13 protein-coding genes and 1 pseudogene are annotated in these 20,973 nt (G+C 54.5%); 6 read left to right on the plus strand and 8 right to left on the minus strand.

Going from position 1 to position 20,973, the window contains the following annotated elements:
- The first annotated feature begins 7 nt into the window (after positions 1 to 7).
- Positions 8 to 799, plus strand: a complete 792-nt coding sequence (ssuC, locus tag AC0IXH_RS09410; RefSeq protein ID WP_013201550.1) for an aliphatic sulfonate ABC transporter permease SsuC — start codon at positions 8 to 10, stop codon at positions 797 to 799.
- Entirely contained in the window at positions 796 to 1,584 is a 789-nt protein-coding gene (gene ssuB / locus AC0IXH_RS09415) for an aliphatic sulfonates ABC transporter ATP-binding protein (protein WP_013201549.1), read from the plus strand. The genes ssuC and ssuB overlap by 4 nt, the downstream gene beginning before the upstream one ends.
- Before the next feature lie 43 nt (positions 1,585 to 1,627).
- On the opposite strand, the gene pepN is transcribed toward ssuB, so the two are convergent.
- Positions 1,628 to 4,243: an aminopeptidase N gene (gene pepN / locus AC0IXH_RS09420; protein WP_471720355.1), complete on the minus strand. Its 2,616-nt coding sequence runs from the start codon at positions 4,241 to 4,243 to the stop codon at positions 1,628 to 1,630.
- 264 nt (positions 4,244 to 4,507) lie between these two features.
- Here pepN and pncB point away from each other — a divergent pair, with 264 nt between their 5' ends.
- From pncB to AC0IXH_RS09440, 4 genes are all read left to right on the plus strand, one after another.
- A complete protein-coding gene (pncB, locus tag AC0IXH_RS09425; protein ID WP_013201547.1) occupies positions 4,508 to 5,713 on the plus strand; it encodes a nicotinate phosphoribosyltransferase in 1,206 nt (401 codons plus the stop codon).
- Between the two features lie 176 nt (positions 5,714 to 5,889).
- Positions 5,890 to 7,290, plus strand: a complete 1,401-nt coding sequence (asnS, locus tag AC0IXH_RS09430; RefSeq protein WP_346566049.1) for an asparagine--tRNA ligase — start codon at positions 5,890 to 5,892, stop codon at positions 7,288 to 7,290.
- A gap of 301 nt (positions 7,291 to 7,591) precedes the next feature.
- The gene (gene ompF, locus AC0IXH_RS09435) at positions 7,592 to 8,698 is read left to right on the plus strand and encodes a porin OmpF (protein ID WP_346566047.1); all 1,107 of its coding nucleotides are present in this window, start codon (positions 7,592 to 7,594) and stop codon (positions 8,696 to 8,698) included.
- Positions 8,699 to 8,912: 214 nt separating this feature from the next.
- A complete protein-coding gene (locus AC0IXH_RS09440; protein WP_013201544.1) occupies positions 8,913 to 10,103 on the plus strand; it encodes an amino acid aminotransferase in 1,191 nt (396 codons plus the stop codon).
- Positions 10,104 to 10,171: 68 nt separating this feature from the next.
- On the opposite strand, the gene AC0IXH_RS09445 is transcribed toward AC0IXH_RS09440, so the two are convergent.
- The 7 genes and pseudogenes from AC0IXH_RS09445 to cmoM all read right to left on the minus strand — a co-directional run bounded on the left by AC0IXH_RS09445 (position 10,172) and on the right by cmoM (position 20,868).
- Positions 10,172 to 10,801, minus strand: a complete 630-nt coding sequence (locus tag AC0IXH_RS09445; RefSeq protein ID WP_346598279.1) for an MBL fold metallo-hydrolase — start codon at positions 10,799 to 10,801, stop codon at positions 10,172 to 10,174.
- Between the two features lie 44 nt (positions 10,802 to 10,845).
- Complete coding sequence (locus tag AC0IXH_RS09450; protein WP_013201542.1) at positions 10,846 to 11,394, minus strand: peptidoglycan L,D-endopeptidase MepK; 549 nt, start codon at positions 11,392 to 11,394, stop codon at positions 10,846 to 10,848.
- Between the two features lie 186 nt (positions 11,395 to 11,580).
- Positions 11,581 to 13,287: pseudogene (gene ldtD, locus AC0IXH_RS09455) on the minus strand (L,D-transpeptidase); the annotation flags it as partial.
- A gap of 310 nt (positions 13,288 to 13,597) precedes the next feature.
- Entirely contained in the window at positions 13,598 to 18,061 is a 4,464-nt protein-coding gene (gene mukB / locus AC0IXH_RS09460) for a chromosome partition protein MukB (protein WP_013201540.1), read from the minus strand.
- Positions 18,062 to 18,784, minus strand: a complete 723-nt coding sequence (gene mukE, locus AC0IXH_RS09465) for a chromosome partition protein MukE (protein WP_041691956.1) — start codon at positions 18,782 to 18,784, stop codon at positions 18,062 to 18,064.
- The gene (mukF, locus tag AC0IXH_RS09470; RefSeq protein WP_471720356.1) at positions 18,765 to 20,087 is read right to left on the minus strand and encodes a chromosome partition protein MukF; all 1,323 of its coding nucleotides are present in this window, start codon (positions 20,085 to 20,087) and stop codon (positions 18,765 to 18,767) included. The genes mukE and mukF overlap by 20 nt, the downstream gene beginning before the upstream one ends.
- Positions 20,080 to 20,868 (minus strand): tRNA uridine 5-oxyacetic acid(34) methyltransferase CmoM, encoded by a 789-nt coding sequence (gene cmoM, locus AC0IXH_RS09475; protein WP_471720357.1) that lies wholly within the window; start codon positions 20,866 to 20,868, stop codon positions 20,080 to 20,082. Before cmoM ends, mukF begins: the two co-directional genes overlap by 8 nt.
- Positions 20,869 to 20,973: the final 105 nt, after the last annotated feature.

Below are 20,973 nucleotides of genomic sequence, written 5' to 3' on the forward strand. Positions count from 1 at the left end.
GGTGAAGATGAAAAAGCCGCTTTCGCGCATTGGAAATAGCCTGGTTCCCTGGGCCCTTCCCGCTCTGTTAATCGTTGTCTGGCAGATTGCTTCCCAGACCGGCTGGCTTTCAACCCGCATTCTGCCGTCGCCCGAAGCGATTGTCGTCACCTTCTGGAAGCTTTCGGTTAGCGGCGAACTGCTGCAAAACCTGGCGATCAGCAGCTGGCGTGCCGCTATCGGTTTTGGCATCGGCGGCTCGATTGGCCTGGTGCTGGGTCTGATCACCGGTATGTCTCGCCTTGGCGAAAGACTGCTGGATACTTCCGTACAGATGTTGCGTAACGTTCCGCATCTGGCGCTGATCCCGCTGGTGATCCTGTGGTTCGGTATTGATGAGTCGGCCAAAATCTTCCTGGTGGCGCTGGGCACCATGTTCCCGATTTACCTGAACACTTATCACGGCATCCGCAATATCGACCGTGGACTGGTCGAGATGGCCCGCAGTTATGGCCTGTCCGGCTGGAGTCTGTTTATTCAGGTGGTGTTGCCTGGCGCCCTGCCCTCAATCATGGTTGGGGTGCGTTTTGCGCTGGGCCTGATGTGGCTGACGCTGATTGTGGCCGAAACCATTTCCGCCAGTTCGGGCATCGGTTACCTGGCGATGAATGCCCGAGAGTTTTTACAAACCGATGTGGTCGTGGTAGCGATCATTCTTTATGCCCTGCTCGGTAAACTGGCCGATGTCAGCGCGCAGTTACTGGAACGCGTCTGGTTGCGCTGGCATCCGGCTTATCAACTGAAAGAGGATAACGCATGAGCGAATTAACCGCGTCTCCGGCTCGCCTGAATGCCGGTACACCGCTGGTCATCAACGGTGTCAGCAAGCAGTACAAAGGCCGGACGGTATTAAACAATATCGATCTGCATATCCCTTCCGGTCAGTTTGTCGCGGTGGTCGGACGCAGCGGTTGCGGTAAAAGTACGCTGCTGCGTCTGCTTGCCGGTCTGGAGAAAACCTCGTCAGGCGCGCTGCTGGCCGGTAATGCGCCGCTCAGTGAAGCCAGCGACGACACCCGTTTGATGTTTCAGGATGCTCGCCTGCTGCCGTGGAAAAGCGTGATTGATAATGTCGGATTGGGGCTGAAAGGGAAAAGCTGGAAAGCGGCCGCGCTGGAAGCGTTGGAAGCCGTAGGTCTGGCCGATCGGGCAAAAGAGTGGCCTGCTGCCCTCTCCGGAGGCCAGAAGCAGCGTGTCGCCCTGGCTCGCGCGCTGATCCATCGTCCGGGTTTACTGCTGCTGGATGAACCGTTGGGTGCGCTGGATGCGTTGACCCGCATCGAAATGCAGGATCTGATTGAATCACTGTGGCAGAAGCACAACTTTACCGTGCTGCTGGTCACGCATGACGTTAGCGAAGCCGTGGCGATGGCCGATCGGGTACTGCTGATAGAAGAGGGAAATATCGGACTGGATCTGCAGGTTGATTTGCCGCGCCCGAGACGTAAAGGCTCAGTGCGCCTGGCCGAGCTGGAAGCGGAAGTGCTGGATCGGGTGATGAAACGCACGCCGGTCGAAAGCGAAAAACGCTACGCACAACGTTAAAAAAAGGGGCGAAATTCGCCCCTTAGCTTTCTCTTTAGCCTGCTCAGGCGCTCAGGGCTTTACTGATTTTCTCGTAAAGGTCACCTGAAAGTTTATCCAGCCCTTTCAACTGCTCCAGCGCGTTACGCATCAACCCCTGACGACCGGCATCGTAACGCTTAAGGCGAATCAATGGCTCGATCATCCGCGCGGCAACCTGTGGGTTACGCGTGTTCAGATCGGTGAGGATTTCCGTCAGGAACTGATAGCCGCTGCCGTTTGCCGCGTGGAACGCCGATGGGTTTGCCGAGGCAAAGGCGCCAATCAACGAACGGATTCGGTTTGGATTGCTCAGGGTAAATGAGCGGTGGTTTAACAACGCACGCACGCGGTTTAACACATCCGGTGCCGGACTGGTGGCCTGCAAGGCAAACCATTTATCCATCACCAGACCATCCTGATGCCAGCGCTCGTCAAACGCCACCAGCAGCGCTTCGCGACACGGCAACTGAGCCGCCACCGAGGCCGCCATCGCCGCCAGCGAGTCGGTCATGTTATTGGCGTGGCTAAACTGTGCGTTAACCAGCTTGTCAGCCAGCTCGACGTCGCCAAAGGCCAGATACCCCAGGCAGACATTTTTCAGCGAGCGTTTGCCAATTTCGGCATGTTCAATGCGGTATTCGTCGCTTTGATTGGCGTTATAAACCGCCAGCCACTCATCTGCCAACTCGGTTGCCAGCAGGCGCACCAGCGATTCACGCACGTCAGAAATTGCCTGCGGGTCGATAGTTTCAAACAGCTCGGCAATTTCATTTTCACTCGGCAGCGTCAGGATCAACGCCATCAGCGCAGGATCGCTGTTTTCTTCCAGCAGCACCGCGCGGAAAGCATCAGCCACATGCAGCGGAAGAGAGAGCGGTTGCCCCTGCTGCTGACGTGCCACGTTTAGTTTGATGTAGGTCGCCATCAGGCTTTGAGCGGCATCCCAACGGGCAAAGTCATTGCGCGCATGGCGCATCAGGAAGGTTAACTGCGCATCGCTCCAGTTGTAGTCCAGTTTCACCGGGGCAGAGAATTCACGCAGCAGTGAAGGAACCGGCTGGAAATAGACGTTATCAAAGACGAAGCTCTGGAACTCTTCGACCACATTCAGCACGTTGTGCACCGGATGGCCGTTATGCTGCAGTGGGATCACCTTGCCTTCGCCATCATACAGTTCGATATCCAGCGGGATATGCAGCGGCAGCTTCTCTTTTTGATCGGCGGTTGCTGGCGTTCTCTGCGTGACGTGCAGCGTGTACTGTTCCAGTTCCGGGTTGTAGTCATCCCGAATTGAGAGGATCGGCGTACCCGACTGGCTGTACCAGCGGCGGAACTGCGATAAATCGACGTTGGACGCATCTTCCATCGCCTGCACAAAATCGTCGCAGGTTGCGGCGCTGCCATCGTGACGTTCGAAGTAGACCTGCATGCCTTTCTGGAAGTTTTCTTCACCCAGTAAGGTATGCATCATACGGATCACTTCTGACCCCTTCTCATACACCGTCAGCGTATAGAAGTTGTTCATTTCGATCACCTGCTCAGGGCGGATCGGATGCGCCATTGGGCTGGCATCTTCGGCAAACTGCGCACCACGCATGATGCGGACATTATCAATACGGTTAACGGCACGGGATCCGAGGTCGGAACTGAACTCCTGATCGCGGAACACGGTCAGCCCTTCTTTCAGGCTGAGCTGGAACCAGTCGCGACAAGTCACACGGTTACCGGTCCAGTTATGGAAATATTCGTGACCGATAACCGCTTCAATGCCGAGGTAATCTTTATCGGTGGCGGTTTCCGCCCTGGCCAGCACATATTTCGAGTTAAAGACGTTAAGGCCTTTATTCTCCATCGCGCCCATGTTGAAGAAGTCCACCGCGACAATCATAAAGATGTCCAGGTCGTACTCCAGACCGAAGCGCTCTTCATCCCACTTCATGCTGTTTTTCAGTGAGGTCATTGCCCAGTCAGCGCGATCGAGGTTGCCACGATCGACAAAGATTTCCAGCGCCACATCGCGCCCGGAACGGGTTCTGAAGCTGTCACGTAGCACATCGAAGTCACCGGCGACCACGGCAAACAGGTAGCAAGGTTTTGGGAACGGATCTTCCCATTTCATCCAGTGGCGGCCATCTTCCATCTGTCCGGCATCAACACGGTTGCCGTTTGACAGTAAATAAGGATAGAGGGCCTTATCTGCCACAATGGTGGTGGTAAAGCGCGCCAGCACGTCAGGACGGTCAAGATACCAGGTAATGTGGCGGAAGCCTTCCGCTTCACACTGGGTACAAAGCGCTTCACCGGATTTATACAGGCCTTCCAGCGCGGTGTTTTTATCCGGGTGGATTTCGTTGAAGATTTTCAGCGTAAAGGTTTCTGGCAGTTGCTCAAGGATCAGCGCGCCGTCTTCCAGACGGTAGTGCGTCCAGGCCTGGTCGTTAATGTCCAGAGAAACCAGCGTCAGGTCTTCACCGTCCAGACGCAGTTCTGCGCCTGCTGCCCCCAACCGTTTTACCTGGCTGATAGCGGTGACCTGGGTGGTGCTGGCATCGAGAATAAAAGTCAGGTCGATATCCGTGATGGTGTAATCCGGAGCACGATAATCATGGCGATTTTTGGCTTGTGGCAGTTGCGTCATAAGTCCTTCTCACGTCGATAATTAGTTAACCTTTTCAAGTCTATTCCTGTTAGCCCGATGTTGCCACGTTGAATCGCGATGCCACGGGGTCTTTGGCTTAAAAAGCTACATTTCATTAACAAGCGCACAGATTGCCCTCGACCTTATCCGCGGTAATGTGTTGTGATCCGCTTCACTAAACGAGTATTCAAGTTATACTCCAGCGTCTTTTCCACTTATTGAACCAGGGATAACGCTCTTCGCCAGAGGATGCTGAAACGCACCATGACTCGACATGCTACCCCGATCCTGACCACCTTGTTGGACACGGATGCCTATAAGCTGCATATGCAGCAAGCGGTGTTCCATCGTTACCGGAACGTTTCCGTGGTGGCTGAGTTTCGCTGCCGTGGTGACGATCTGCTGGGCATTTATGCAGATGAAATTGTCCGGCAGATAGCGACCATGCAGTCGCTGGCGCTGACTGACGAAGAAGCTGACTACCTTGCCGGCCTGCCCTTCTTTAAGGCGGACTATCTGGCCTGGCTGCGCGAATACCGTTATGACCCGTCGACGGTGGTGGTCCGCAATCACCAGGGCAAGCTGGATATTCGCATCAGCGGCTCATGGCTGGACGTCATCATGTGGGAAGTGCCGCTGCTGGCGTTGATCAGTGAAGTGGTTCATCGCCACCGCTCGCCGCTGGTCACCCCGGAAATGGCAGTCACCCATCTGCAAAGCAAGCTGGCCGGGTTTAAAGCGTTGACCGCTGACCTGGATATGTCCCGCTTTAAGCTGATGGATTTCGGTACGCGTCGCCGCTTCTCCCGCGATGTGCAGCTGGCTATCGTCGGTACGCTGCAGCAGGAATTTCCATGGTTGGTCGGTTCCAGCAATTATGACGTGGCGCGCCAGTTGAATATCGCACCGGTGGGCACTCAGGCCCATGAATGGTTCCAGGCGCATCAGCAGATCAGCCCGGTTCTGGCAAACAGCCAGCGTGCGGCATTGCAGGCATGGCTGGAGGAGTATCCGGACCGTTTGGGCATTGCCCTGACCGATTGTATTACCATGGATGCTTTCCTGCGCGACTTCGGTGAGAACTTTGCTACCCGTTATCAGGGCCTGCGTCACGACTCCGGCGATCCGTTTGAGTGGGGCGAAAAAGCCATTGCTCATTACGAGCACCTCGGCATCGATCCTCGCAGCAAAACGCTGGTGTTTTCTGACAACCTGGATCTGGAAAAAGCCGTGGCGCTTTACCGCCAGTTTGGCCAGCGCGTGGATGTGATTTTTGGCATTGGTACCAAGCTGACCTGCGATATTCCTCAGGTCACGCCGCTGAATATCGTCATCAAGCTGGTTGAATGTAACGGCAAACCGGTCGCTAAACTCTCGGACAGCCCAGGCAAAACGATTTGCCAGGATAAAGCCTTTGTTCGCGCCTTACGCAAAGCCTTCGATCTGCCACTGGTGAAAAAAGCCAGTTAGTGCCGCAATAAAAAGAGAAGAGCTTCAGCCTCTTCTCTTTTCCTTCCTGCAATTTCTCTGATAAATCTCCCGCAGAACAACGAATTCTTCTTGTGTCTCGCCAGTCGGCAAGTAACATAGCACTACCCCAAATCCGGGGTATTTTTTTTAATCCTGATTAATAGTGAGAGACTTTTATGAGCGTTGTGCCTGTAGCGGATGTACTGCAAGGCCGGGTCGCGGTTGACAGTGAAGTCACCGTACGTGGCTGGGTACGTACACGAAGAGATTCAAAAGCTGGTATTTCCTTCATCGCCGTATATGACGGCTCCTGCTTTAATCCCGTCCAGGCTGTCGTCAATAATTCTCTGAATAATTATCAGGACGAAGTACTGCGACTGACCACCGGTTGTTCGGTGATCATTACCGGCAAAGTGGTGGAATCACCGGGCGAAGGCCAGAGCTTTGAAATCCAGGCCACTGCAGTAGAAGTGGTCGGCTGGGTGGATGATCCTGATACCTATCCTATGGCTGCTAAACGTCACAGCATCGAATACCTGCGTGAAGTGGCTCACCTGCGCCCGCGTACTAACCTGATCGGTGCCGTGGCGCGTGTTCGTCATACGCTGGCGCAAGCGCTGCATCGTTTCTTTGATGAGCAGGGCTTCTTCTGGGTTTCTACTCCGCTGATCACCGCGTCGGATACCGAAGGGGCGGGAGAAATGTTCCGCGTTTCCACGCTGGATATGGAAAACCTGCCGCGCACGCCAGAAGGCAAAGTGAACTTTGACGAAGATTTCTTCGGCAAAGAAGCCTTCCTGACGGTATCCGGCCAGCTGAATGGCGAGACCTACGCCAGCGCCATCTCCAAAATCTATACCTTTGGCCCAACCTTCCGTGCAGAAAACTCCAATACCAGCCGCCACCTGGCTGAATTCTGGATGCTGGAGCCGGAAATCGCCTTTGCTGACCTGGAAGACAACGCCGCACTGGCCGAAGCCATGCTGAAATACGTCTTCAAAGCGGTACTGGAAGAGCGTCGTGATGATATGGAGTTCTTTGCCGAGCGCGTAGACAAAGATGCCATCGCGCGCCTTGAGCGTTTTGTAACCACAGATTTTGCTCAGGTGGAATACACCGAAGCGGTAGAAATTCTGATCGCCTGTGGTGAGAAGTTTGAAAATGCCGTCTCCTGGGGTATCGATCTCTCCTCAGAACACGAGCGTTATCTGGCAGAAAAACACTTCAAAGCACCGGTAGTGGTTAAAAACTATCCGAAAGATATCAAAGCGTTCTATATGCGCCTGAACGACGACGGTAAAACCGTGGCGGCGATGGACGTTTTGGCCCCAGGTATCGGGGAAATCATCGGCGGTTCACAGCGTGAAGAGCGTCTGGATGTACTGGATGCACGTCTGGCTGAAATGGGTCTGAATAAAGAAGATTACTGGTGGTATCGTGACCTGCGCCGCTACGGCACCGTTCCTCATTCAGGTTTCGGATTAGGTTTCGAAAGATTAATCGCCTATGTCACCGGTGTGCAAAATGTAAGAGATGTTATCGCCTTCCCAAGGACGCCGCGTAACGCTACCTTCTGATTTTCAGCATTAAATATAAGAAATTCATATATATATTCAAGGTCAGCCTCGCTGGCCTTTTTTTATTTTTGTAAATTTAGATATAGTTCACAAAGTTCCGTGATTCTTACATTTTGTAATACATATTTTCCTCTTGTTACTAGAATAGGAGATTAGTAGCATTTTCGGGCTAGATAATCCGCTCAGCGAATGGAAAGATGCGTGCAGACACAGGAAGACACCAAACTCTCTTCGGGGTTCTGTAAAGAATTGTTGACGGCAGTGGCAGGTGTCCAAATAACTCCAATGAGGGTAATAAAAAATGATGAAGCGCAACATTCTGGCACTGGTTATCCCAGCCCTGTTAGCAGCTGGTGCAGCCAATGCAGCAGAAATCTATAACAAAGACGGCAACAAGCTGGACCTCTATGGTAAAGCTGTTGGTCTGCACTACTTCTCATCAGACGACGACAGCTACGGCGGTGATGGCGATAAGTCCTATGTCCGTTTTGGTTTCAAAGGTGAAACCCAGATCAACGACATGCTGACCGGTTACGGCCAGTGGGAATACAACATCCAGGCAAACAACTCTGAAGGTTCTGACGCGCAAGACGGCAACAAAACCCGTCTGGGCTTTGCTGGTCTGAAATTCGCTGAGTACGGTTCTGTAGATTACGGTCGTAACTACGGCATCGCTTATGACGCACTGGCCTGGACAGATATGCTGCCAGAATTCGGTGGCGACTTCGGCCAGTCTGATACCATGACCAGCCGTACCGGCGGCGTGGCGACTTACCGTAACACCAATTTCTTTGGTCTGGTTGATGGCTGGGACTTCGCAGCTCAGTACCAGGGCAAAAACGAACGTGATGACCTGCAGCGCTCTAACGGCGACGGCTACGGTGTGTCGACTTCTTACACCTCACCAATCGGTGTTGGCATCGTAGGTGCTTATAGCTCTCAGGACCGTGTTGACGGCCAGAACACTGACCTGGCTCTGGGTCGTGGTGACCGTGCAGAGTTCTGGGGCACTGCTCTGAAATATGATGCAAACAACGTTTACCTGGCCGCATCTTATGCTGAAGGCCGTAACGCTACCCGTATCTCTGGTAACATCATCGACGCCAATGGTGTGTCTAACGCTGTTGCTGGCTACGCTAACAAAACTCAGGACATCGAGTTAGTTGCACAGTACCAGTTCGACTTCGGTCTGCGTCCGTCCATTGCCTACGTTCAGACTAAAGGCAAAGATATCGAAGGCGTTGGCGATGTTGACCTGGTTAAATACTTCGAAGTGGGCGCGACTTACTACTTCAATAAAAACATGTCTACCTATGTTGACTACATCATCAACCAGATTGATGACGACAACAAACTGGGCATAGGTTCAGGCGATACCGTAGCATTGGGTCTGGTTTACCAGTTCTAATAAGCTGCACTGCCGGGGTGATTCGCGTCACCACCGCGCAACGTCAAAACGGGGCTTCGGCCCCGTTTTTGTTTCCTCCGCCCCGCTTTCTCCCTCTGATTAATTACCCTCACTCTGTTCCCTGTGATTTTTAACGCAAACGGTTGGCAATTTGTGCGCTGTGGCGTAACCTGAGTCCTCACTTCGCTTTAGATTAAGCTAACGGACTTCGACTATGTTTGAACGCATTGCAGCTGCACCCGCCGACCCTATTCTTGGTTTAGCCGATCTCTTCCGTGCCGACGATCGCCCAAATACGATCAATCTGGGCATTGGTGTCTATAAAGACGAAACCGGCAAAACACCGGTACTCACCAGCGTGAAGAAAGCTGAGCAGTATCTGTTAGAGAATGAAACCACCAAAAATTACCTCAGCATCGATGGACTGGCCGACTTCGGTAAGTGCACTCAGGAACTGTTGTTTGGGAAAGACAACGCCATTGTGAGCACCAAGCGTGCCCGCACAGCGCAGACCCCAGGTGGAACCGGTGCATTGCGCGTTGCGGCTGACTTTATTGCCACTCAGACCAGCGCGAAGCGCATCTGGGTAAGCAACCCAAGCTGGCCGAACCATAAAAATGTGTTTGAATCCGCGGGTCTTGAAGTCTGCGAGTACCAGTATTACGACGCGGCCAATCACTCCCTCGACTTTGACGGCATGGTTAACGCCCTGCGTGAGGTTGCAGCCGGTGACGTGGTGCTGTTCCATGGCTGCTGCCATAACCCGACCGGTATTGATCCGACGGCTGAACAGTGGGCACAACTTTCCGAGCTGTCACTGGCCGGTGGCTGGCTGCCGCTGTTCGACTTCGCCTATCAGGGCTTTGCCCGGGGTCTGGAAGAAGATGCTGAAGGCCTGCGTATTTTTGCGGCCAGCCATCAGGAACTGATCGTCGCCAGCTCTTACTCGAAAAACTTCGGTCTGTATAACGAACGCGTTGGCGCACTGACGCTGGTTGCCAGCGAAGCATCGGTAGCGGATACCGCATTCAGCCAGGTGAAAGCCACCATCCGTGCAAACTACTCTAACCCACCGGCGCACGGTGCGGCGGTAGTGGCCACCATCCTCGGTAACGCGGCTCTGCGTGCTATCTGGGAGCAGGAACTGGCAGACATGCGTCAACGCATCCACCGTATGCGTCAGCTGTTTGTGAACACCCTGCAGGAGAAAGGCGCTAAAGGGGATTTCAGCTTTATCATCAAGCAGAATGGCATGTTCTCATTCAGCGGTTTGACGAAAGACCAGGTGGTTCGCCTGCGCGAAGAGTTCGGCGTGTATGCGGTGAATTCAGGTCGCGTTAACGTGGCGGGCATGACGCCAGATAATATGGCTCCGCTGTGTGAAGCGATTGTCGCCGTGCTGTAAACCGGCGACTGAGCATAAAAAAAGCCTGCTTAATGCAGGCTTTTTTGTGTCTTTTTTCCCCGCGCGCGTTACTGCAGGAACGGGTTCGAAATTCTTTCACGGCCCAGTGTGGACATCGGCCCATGTCCCGGTAAAAAGGTCACGTCGTCACCCAGCGGTAAAAGCTTGGTCTTAATGGATGCGATCAGGTCCGCATGGCTGCCCTGAGGAAAATCAGAACGCCCTACGCCGCCGTTAAAGATCACGTCACCGGAGACCAGCAGGCGAGAAGCACGGTCAAAGAACACGATGTGACCGGGCGTATGGCCAGGGCATAACAGGATCTCGAGGGTGATGTTGCCGAGCTGCACGGTTTCCCCCTCTTCCAGCCAGCGATCTGGCGTCAGGGGCGCGCAATAGGGGAAGCCGAACATCTGGCTCTGAGCAGGTAAACCTTCCAGCCAGAAAGCATCCGCTTTATGTGGACCAACAACCGGCACGCCATAAAAAGCCGCCAGTTCGGCAGCGGCGCCAACATGATCAAGGTGTCCGTGGGTCAGCAGAATTTGCGTTACGGTAACGCCTTTTTCGGCCACATGCGCCTGAATGGTTTCGGCATCGCCGCCGGGGTCAACCACCGCTGCCTGCAGGGTTTCCGCGCACCAGATTAGCGAGCAATTCTGGGCGAATGCCGTCACCGGGATAATTTGATAGTCCATAACACTCCGTTACCGGCGAGCCATGGCCCTACCGGAATTTCATCTTACCAGTGCCGTGCCGGCCCGGTATCAATATGCACAAAGTTACTGCTTGGGTAGTATCCTACACCACCAGCGCCCATGGAAAGCGCCGCTTTGCGAACATTGCTCAATGCAATCCCGTCAATATGTAAATCCATCGCCTGACCCAGCGTGTGGTAACTGTGCTTTGCTACGCCTTTGGTGTGGGCCCGCAGGGAATTATTGGTCGCCAGCGAACGATACCCCGATATCAACGTCACCGGTTTGCGGGTATCGAGCAACGCCTGCAAACGATAAAGCTGATCGAACAGATGCGGATCGATGTTCTTGACCTTGTTGGCCCGATAATCACGGAAGAAATGATTCAAACGTGACAACTCATCCTTGTCGTAACTTTTCCCGTTAAAAAACTCAGTTTTGAGCGTTTCACCGGTATTCAGGTTATTCAATGTTAATACACGAGGACGCGAGGTGGAGAGCGAGGCGAAAGCCTGTCGGGGAAGCAATGCACAACCTAATGCAGCGCCTCCTAATGTCAGCCACTTACGGCGATGAGAGTCAAAATTATTCATTAATCTGTATTACCCGGCTAAATGTTCTGAAATGGTGCAAAATGGTCACCGTTTGGAACCATAACCGGGGAGAATAGCTGAGTCAACCGGGGAAATGTGACAGCTTCGGCAAATATCAACACCTGTCTGGAAGCCGAGGTGACCGGCCCAGTTTGCCCTGAGCCGGAACACCTGAAGAATCAACCATTAGAGCATTAATTGACCAGCAGCAGCCATACTCTGCACGCCAGAACGCGCCGTCTTATCATAATTGTAAATATCTGTACGATATTGCGCCTTACCATCATCCGCCACCCACGCCGTCAGGTAGTAAAGATTGACCGGAATGCGATGACGAATCGGCACGTAGCGGGTGTCACCTTCTTTCAGCGTGCTTGAAATGCGCGTGTCATTCCATCCCGCATCCTGTAACAGCAGGTTGGCCAAATCAGACGCTTTATTCACACGGACACAGCCAGAACTCAGCGCCCTGATGTCTTTCTGGAACAGGTTATGGTTCGGCGTATCGTGCAGATAGATGGCGTCTGAGCTAGGCATATTGAACTTATACCTTCCCAGCGAATTCGTCGCACCCGGCGCCTGACGTATGCGGTAAGGGAACGACGCCGCTGAAACCATCCGCCAGTCGATCATCGACGGATCGATGACTTCCGCATCATTGCTCCAGCCAGAGAGCAAGGTGTAGTTATGTTTATAGAGATAAGCCGGGTCCTGCTTCACTTTCGGCACAATATCCTGACGGACCAGCGTAGTCGGCACATTCCATGGCGGGTTAAGCACCACGTTATTCAGTGCGCTGCGCATCAGAGGCGTTTTGCGGTCTGGTCGGCCCACAATAACCCTCGACGCCAGGATCTGACTGCCGTTGAGATAATAGATCAGCGAGTAGTTCGGGATATTTACCATAATCCCGTTATGCATATCATCAGGCAACAGACGCAAACGCTGAATATTCAGCGCAAGCAGAGAAGCACGAAGCTGCGGCGAAACGTTCAGCCATTCACGGGTCCGTGGGCCAATCGCACCATCCGGCTCAAGCCCCTGCCAGCGTTGGAAGCGTTTTACTGCTTCGACCAGCTCAGCAGAATAGATATGTGTTGGGTCGGCGGGCACGGCATTTCCCTGCACCTGACCGGCCAGCTCAGGCGTGTTGGCAGCATTGGGATTTTCCGGCAGCGGCGTGGCGGAAGGACTGACGGTCGCCTGCTCATCAACCGGCTTAGGCGCTGGTGTCGAGGCTATCTCTTCATCCACGAAAGACGCCGGTACGCTGGTGGTCGGGACGGGTTCATCGGTCGGCTTCGGTCCTTCGGCGCTGGCGGTCATCATTCCGGTGCGCGCAAGAATTGCCCTCAGTGCAGGAACATCATCACTCAGTTGTCCCGGCTTCAGGGTCTGTTTCGCGGCCAGCTGCGGCCAGGGATGATTATCTGCCAGCAGGGTTTTCAGCGCCTGATGCATCAGAACATATTGCGGGTGCTGCGGCGCAAGCGAGGTGACAAAGGCATTGGTTCCACCGTGTTCAACCGCTCTCTGCCACTGATTAATCACCGACAGGGTGGGCACTTCCAGCTTATAGGGCACGTTGCTGTACAGCCAGGTTTCCCCTTTGGCGGGCACCGTGGAGACAAACTGCAGATAGCCCAGCATCGCATCGGACAGCACGACATCACGCGCCATTCCGGTTATCGAAGGATCGGTCAGCAGTTTAACCCACAGATTAAACTGCGGCTGCACGCCAGAAATGGCCACCTCAGCCAGTTGCTGTTGGAACTGCTGCACAGCCTGCCGATCCTGCCACAGTGGCTGCATGCCCTGGGTCGCATACAGCGAAGCCAGGGTCGTCAGATAAAACGGTTTATAACCAGCAGGAAGCGTGGCCAGCAGATGTCGCTGGGCCTGCGATGGGGTATAGGTTGCCGTTACAGGCGCGGATACAGGCGGAATACCTGCCAATGCGGGTTGCATCTGACCGGCAAGCACCAGGCAAGCACTAAACAGTGCCAACCTTGCAGAATTCGTTTTCATCAGCAACATCCCTTGCTCCCTGGTTAAGTGCCAAAACAGATGGCGATCACCTGTTTATTAGTCATTGTTATCAGTATAGAAAAAGAAAACGGCATTCGCTGTAAATACAGCCAATGCCGTTGGGTAGAATAAACCGCTGTCCGACTTTTTACTATATCTGCCGGTTGAGATTTTCTTATGAAGAAGCCTGTTGATCTTCCTCAGGTGTGGAGGAATTTGCGGCGGTTGGCTCGGCGGCAAAGCCGCGCAGGCCGACGACGTGAACGTGTTCAATGTTATTGACCACTTTACGCACCAGTTTATAGGTCGTGCCCTTCTCAGGGCTGATATTCTCTGGCGCGGCGATAATCAGCTGCATTTCCAGACGATCGCACAGCTCAAACAGCGTGGCGATCGACTTGGCATCCAGTCGCGCGGCTTCATCGAGGAACAGTAGGCGGCACGGTGAGATATCTTTTCCGCGCAGGCGACGAGACTCTTCTTCCCAGCTCTGCACGACCATCACCAGAATCGACATCCCGGTCCCGATCGCTTCACCGGTTGACAACGCACCACTTTCCGCACGCAACCAGCCATCAGATCCCCGGTTTACCTCAACCTCCATTTCCAGGTAGTTACGGTAATCCAGCAGCTCTTCACCAATGGTTTGCGGCGTACGCTGGCCCATATCAATCTGTGGATTCAGGCGCTGATACAGCTTAGCCAGCGCTTCTGAGAAGGTCAGGCGATTGCTGTTAAACAGATCCTGATGCGCTTCATGCTGTTCAGACAATACGTCCAGCAGCGTGGAATGCGCCTCGCGGACGTTAACGTTCAGACGGACGCTCTTCACCTGGCCGAAGCTCACAGCCTGCAGGCCCTGGTTCAGCTGGCGAATACGGTTTTGCTCACGCTGAATGGTCTTACGAATAATGTTAGACACGCTGCGGGAGCTGATAGCCAGCATCTGTTCGCGCGCGGTTAACTCTTCGGTCAGACGGCCAAGTTCAATCTCCATCTGCTCAATCGCTTCGACCGGATCGTCGGTACGGATGATGTCCTGACGAATGCGTTCACGCAGATGCTGATAAACAGCGATGAAGAACTGAATCTTACGCTCTGGCCGTTTTGGATCTTCGGACAGACGCAGCACGTCGCGCAGATGTTCGTTGTCGGCCACCGCCAGACGCAGCGCACCTAACGCCTTATCCGACATTGAACGCAGCTCATCACCGCCGAGGTAAGAGAGTTCACGACGATGGAGACGGCGCTCAACGCCATTGTCTTTCACCAGGCGTAACACCGCGACCCAACCCGCCTTGGCATGAACAACCTGCTCGCGGCCCTGATGGTAATCGCGCTCGACACGCTTCAGTTTTTTCTGCAGCGCGTCCATTTCGGCTTCGCAGAAGGTGATCTGCTTTTCCAGCTGATTGCGACGGGCGCGGTTATTGCTTAGCGCAGCGTAGAGTTCATCACGGCGCAGACGCGCGCGCTCTTCCGCGCTGGCATCTGCCTGCACACCGATATCCTGCATTTCCTGCTGAAGTTCTTTCAGCATGTCGCGCTTGGCATCGTAAGAACTTTTCAGTGACGCCAGCACCTGTGAATATTGGGTAAACTGCGCCTGATGACCGCGCAGCTGCTCGCGGGCACGGGTACGATCGGATTCGGCCTGCTCAAGACGCTTACGCAGCTTCTCATTCAGGTCGCTGTTACCGTCGAGCATGCCGGCGGAATCGACATAGCCAAAGTGGGCGCGACGCTGCACCACTTCGGTCATGGCAAAGGCTTGCTGGCGGGCATCGCGCTGAACCTGCTGCGCCTGCTGATAATCCAGCTTCAACTGTTCGTGCTGTTCCGGATCGCTCTGCAGCACTGAGATCAGCGGTTCCAGTTTCGCCAGTTGCGCACCATGCTGCTGCAGGAAACGCGCGGCTTCCTGTGCTTCATCCAGACGCTCAAGCAGTTCGTCATAACGATCCTGCAGGGTTTCATCCTGCAGCAGGCTGACGCGTGGCATCAGGCGGTTAAGCTGGGCGACGCCCTCTTTCGCCTGATCAAACTGCTGACGCTGCTGCTGGTTTTCCGTTTCATGCGCGGCCTGGCCACGTTCGAGTTCACCGCGACGCAGGTTCAGTAAACGCAGCTCGGCTTCCGGATCCGACTCAAAGGCGACGGCTAAATGGCTACCGATAAAACGGCTGAACGACTGGTGCAGACGCTGCGTTTTCTGCACGTCAAACGACAGCGTGGCATAGCGTTCTGCCAGCGTTTCGCGTTCGGCATGTAACAGATCCAGCTGATTTTCACGGGCAGCACGACCAAACAACGGCACTTTAGGGAAGCGCGAGTAACGCCACTGGCGATCGCCTGACTTCACCACTACCGCTTTTTGCAGCTCTTCAACGTTAAATACGCTGTCATCGAACGACTGCGGGTCCCCTTCGATCAGATAAAGGTCTTCCGGGCAGTCTTCCAGACCGTCCAGCAGATCCTGCACCAGTGACAGATCGGGCACCACAATACCGTGACGGGCCGGGCCATACAGCGCGGAGAAGTACGGCGCATCGTCGATGGTGACGTCGTCATAAATTTCTGACAGCAGCACGCCGCCAAAACGCTCGGCCAGATGGGTCATACGGCCATCTTCAGCGCCGCCAGGCTGGCTCAGACGCTCGACCTGTTTTTCAACTTCGCGTTTACGGGCCGAAACTTCGTCGCGTTCAACGGTGGTTTCGCGCTCGCGCTCCAGCAGCTGCTGCATGTACTCGGTCACCTGCTGACCGCTCTCCAGCTCCTGACCGGTTTGCTCGTTCAGCTGGCTAAGAATATCCTGCGCGGCATGCCACTGAGGAGCCTGTTTGGTCAGACGGGCAATGCGTTCACGCACCTGTTCAAGCTCCTGACGCATTTCCATGCGACGTTCGCCCGCTTCAGACACGCTTTCGGACAGCTGTTCAATACGGGCTTCAAGCTCGTACTGATAGCCTTCCAGATCCTGCGGCTCAAACTGTTGCCCGTGACGCTTACAGAACTCATTCAGTAACCGTTCTGCATCCTGCTGTTCACGCAGTCGCTGTTCCATCTCGGCCACGCGGGAACGTAAGGACTGCAACTGCTCGGCGTGATAACGCTGATTGCTGGCATCGCGAAGCAATTCGCGGCCGGTGTGATACGCGTCGGAACGACTGACCGGTCCGGCAATGCGGCCCACCAGCTCAAAAGCCTGCTCGAACTGACTGTGAGCAGCCTGCGCCACGCTCATTTTCTGTTCAAGCTGCAATAACTTGTCGGTCGCTTCCTGCTCTTTCGCACGGAAGGTTTCCTGCCACTCTTCGGCATTGTCGACGGTCAGTTCGGCAACCCGGCAGATTTCCTGCGCGCGCTGCAGCGCCTGCAACGCTTGCTGATACTGGATAGCGCGGGTTTGCTGCACGTCCAGCGCCTGCTGGTAATCGGCCAGCTGACTTTTCAGCTCATCGACTTCCAGTTCAGCGGCTTCGCTGCGGGCTTCATTCTCTTCCTGCACTTCACGGGCTTCAGCGACAACTTCATTCTGCTCTTCAAGACGGTAGGTCAGCTCATCGATATCGCCTTCATAGCGCTCGATTTTTTCCTGCTGACGCATTGCCGTCTGCACCAGGTTAAGGTGGTCGCTGGCGCTCTGGTAATCGGTTTCGAGATCGCTTTCTGCTCCGTTGTGCTCAGCCAGTTCGCGAGCCATTTCAACATGGCGATACTGCTCCGCTTTTAACTGCTTGCGGCTGGTGAACAGCTCATTACGGTTCAATAACGCGCCGTCAAGGTGGATGCGGCGTTCGTTAGCATGACGCATATAGTCCGCAGCAACATAGCTGGTTGCTTCGGAGATCAGGTGCTTAAACAGATCGCGGTCGGACTGGGTGACGCGAATCGCTTCCAGCGTCATGCGGTTCTCGCGCAGCGCGGCTTCCATATCCTGGAAGGCCTTACGCACGCCGCTGTTTTCCGGCAGCAGGTAATCACGCAGCGATCGGGTAATGGCGCTGGAGATACCGCCATACAGCGAGGCTTCGATCAGGCGATAGTATTTGCTGCGATCGGCGGCTGAGCGCAGACGACGCGCCACAATGCCCAGATCGAACATCAGCGAGTGGTAATCAGTGATCGAGTTAAACTGCTTAAACTGCACGCTTTCCATCGCTTCGAACTTGTCTTTCAGTTCGCTCAGCGGCAGAACGCGGGCCTGACGGGCATTGACCGTTTCCGTCAGGATTTCCGTCGGGTTGATCGACATCGGCAGGCCGTGAATGCTGAAAGGCTTGATATCGACTTTACGATCGCGACCGGCAACCTGCTGCAGACGCACACCGACAATCACGCGCTGATGCAGGGAATTCACCACGTCCAGCGCGGCGTAACAGACGCCAGGACGCAGCTTTCCGTGTAAACCTTTGTCACGCGAGCCGGAGGTGGCTCCCGCTTCGGTGGTGTTACGGAAGTGCAGCAGGGTCAGATCGGGGATCAGCGCCGTGATAAAGGCCGCCATGGTGGTAGACTTACCGGCGCCGTTACCGCCGGAAAGCGTGGTAACCAGCTCATCCAGGTCAAAGGTGCGGGCAAAAAAACCGTTCCAGTTAACCAGGGTCAGCGAGCGAAATTTTCCGCGTTCAATCATTTACTCGTTCTCCGCGTTGTCCGACGACGGGCTCTGCGCCTCATCATCCTCTTCGCTTTCATCATTCAGCGCCAGGCCACCTTCAATCGGCATCGCTTCGCCATCCCGGATCATTCTCAGCTGCGCTTCGCGGGCATCGTCGCCGCTCCGCACATCCGCACCAAAGCGGAATACCGACTCAATAATGCGGAATTTGCTGCTGTCATTACCCATAAACCACACCATGCCAAGGCGGCGCAGACGGTTAAGGGAAGCGCGCATTTTTTCCTGCAACTTTTGCCGATCGAGATCGGAACCGGTTGAGCGCTGGTTAACGAACTTCATCAGCTTGCTTTCATCAGCCAGCGACAGCAGCTCATCATAAAGCTCCTGCTGGGTGAAGATGCCTTCATTCGCCAGACGTTCCGGGCTCAGGTAGAGATAACACAGAATTTTGCCCACCATCATATCCAGCTCGGAAAGGACCGAACGCGGGATCAGCGTGGTGGAGCGGGGACGCAGATAGAAGAAGCCTTCCGGGGCACGGATCAACTCAACGTTGTAACGCGCGTAAAACTCTTCCAGATACTCCTGATAATCCATCAGGAAAGCATGTTGATCCAGCTCTTCAATGCCAATATGGCGACCGGAACGTAACTGGCTGTCCAGCGCCGGGAAAAGAGAATTGGCCAGCGCTTGTGCCAGTTTAACCGGCATCACTTGTTCAATATTTGTCGATGACATGCGCCTGCACCTTGGCTCCGTAATCATTAATGACCTGCCATTCTGCTGACAAGCCGGAGAAATCTCCTTCGGCCACGCCTAAGCGGACGGCCTGATCGACGACAATACGCGCCACGTCGAAGTGTCGTGCCCGGGGGTACTGCACCAGGTAATCACGCATCACTGTGCCCAGATTGAGCGGTTTCTGTTGGGCTTTATAGATGGCCAGCGCTTCTTCAATCATCGCGGCCAGCTGTTCACGAATTTCGTTAAACTCTTCGTATTCCAGCTCGGAAGGCAGTTCACCAGTCACTTCCTCACTGCGCAACGCCAGTTCTTCATCACGCATGTCATACAGGCGTTCAGCATTGGCATAGGTCAATGCCCAGGGATGATCGAAATAGGTTTGCACAGACTTGCGCAGGCGTTGAGCGAAGACGCGGTTTTTATCCATATCGATGGCGGTACGGATGAATTTGTGCACGTGGCGGTCATAGCCGATCCACAGGTCAATCGCCTGCTGTCCCCAGCTGATAATGCGGTCCAGCTTGTTTTGCAGGTCGTACACCAACTTATCGATAAAACCGAGGTCCGGGCTGCTCAGCGTGGCATCCTGAATGCGTAACAGATTGGCCTGCAGCTTATCGCCTGCCGCTTCCAGCGTGTCCTGCAATTCGCGCAGCGTGCCGGAGGTTTCATTCAGCAGCATTTCACAGCTGGAAATGGCCGCGCGCCAGTCTTTGTTCAACAGCTGGGCGATATCGTCTTTCACCGCCTGCTGCTGTTCATCCATGGTTCGCTGGGTAATATCGATGCTGTCGAAGATTTCTGCCACCGAGTATTTCAGCGGGGCGAAAACATTGCGATGCCAGTGGAATTCGTCACCGTCTTCATCGGCCGCATCGGCAGCGCGCTTCAGCTCGCCGGCAACAATCGACAGCTGCATCGACAGCCGCAGCGTTGAGAACTCACGCTGGCGGATGTAGTAATCCGTAATGCCGATGGCCAGCGGCGTCAGGCGATAGATGGCGTTGCCATCGGCCTGTTCACTGACAAATCGGTTAAGCAGGCGCTGACGCACCATATCGTTGATGGCGTTATTGGCTCGCACACCAACGGTTTCGCTGGTCTGTTCAAACCCTTCACTGACGTGACGGAAGGCATCGGTCAATTCGCCTTCGCTCATTTCGCCATCCATGCGCTCCCCGTTCAGGGTGGCAATCGCCAGCAAAAACGTCAGACGTTCGGTAGGCAACGTGACGGAAAAGTCATTTTTTCGCGCCCAGGCGACCAGTTCCGGTACAGTCTGGGAAAATTCACTCATGGTTCGTCCTGTTTATGGGTTTCCGCGCGGTCACGTGGATATAACGGCCCAAACTTAAAAATGGCTCCTGGCGGCAGAAGCGTAATTCCTGCTGCAGAACTTCCTCAAAACGTTCAGATTGCTTGTTCTTGTCACGCATATAGTCATGAAAAACGCGGATCCCGGTCTTGGTTTCCACTGTAAAGCCTGCTGCTTCTAACCAGCGATAAACCTGCTCAGGTTCTCGTGGGAAGTCAGGCGACAGCGTTTTTCGTTTGCGTTTCTTCAGGTCAGCCTGCATATAACCGAAGTTGCCCAGCACCAGCGTCTGCATTATCAGGCCATTGACGTTATAAAACATCAGCGACAGCACGCCGCCCGGGGCCAGCACATCATACAGTGCTTTTAAGATAGCTTCAGGCTCGGCGACCCATTCAAGCACCGCGTGAAACAATACCAGATCGGCCGGCTTATCCAAATGTTGACCGACCTGTTGCGCGCTAATTTGTTTGAATTGCATGTTCCGGCTCACACCTTTTTCTTCGGCATGAGCCTCTGCGCGTTGCAACATCTCAGCGGAGAGATCGCAGAGTAAGACCTGATGACCTCGGGCTGCCAGGCCACAGCTCATCTGCCCTTCTCCACCGCCGGCATCCAGCACGTTGAGTGGCCCTTCCGGCAGGCTGGCGAGGATCTCTTCCAGCGCCTGCCAGACAATCGCCTGGCGGATCCGCCCTTTGGTGGTACCGTAGATATTCTTCGAAAATTTTTCGGCTATATCATCAAAGTTGCGATCCTGCATTCGGGTTCCCGGCGGCTGAGTGGGTGAAACTGGCGGCTATTTTGACATACACTGACCAGGAATGAACCTTTCAGTCATCGCCAGGCCCTCGGGTGGTGTTTTTTC

This window comes from Erwinia sp. AC075 (assembly GCF_979253995.1).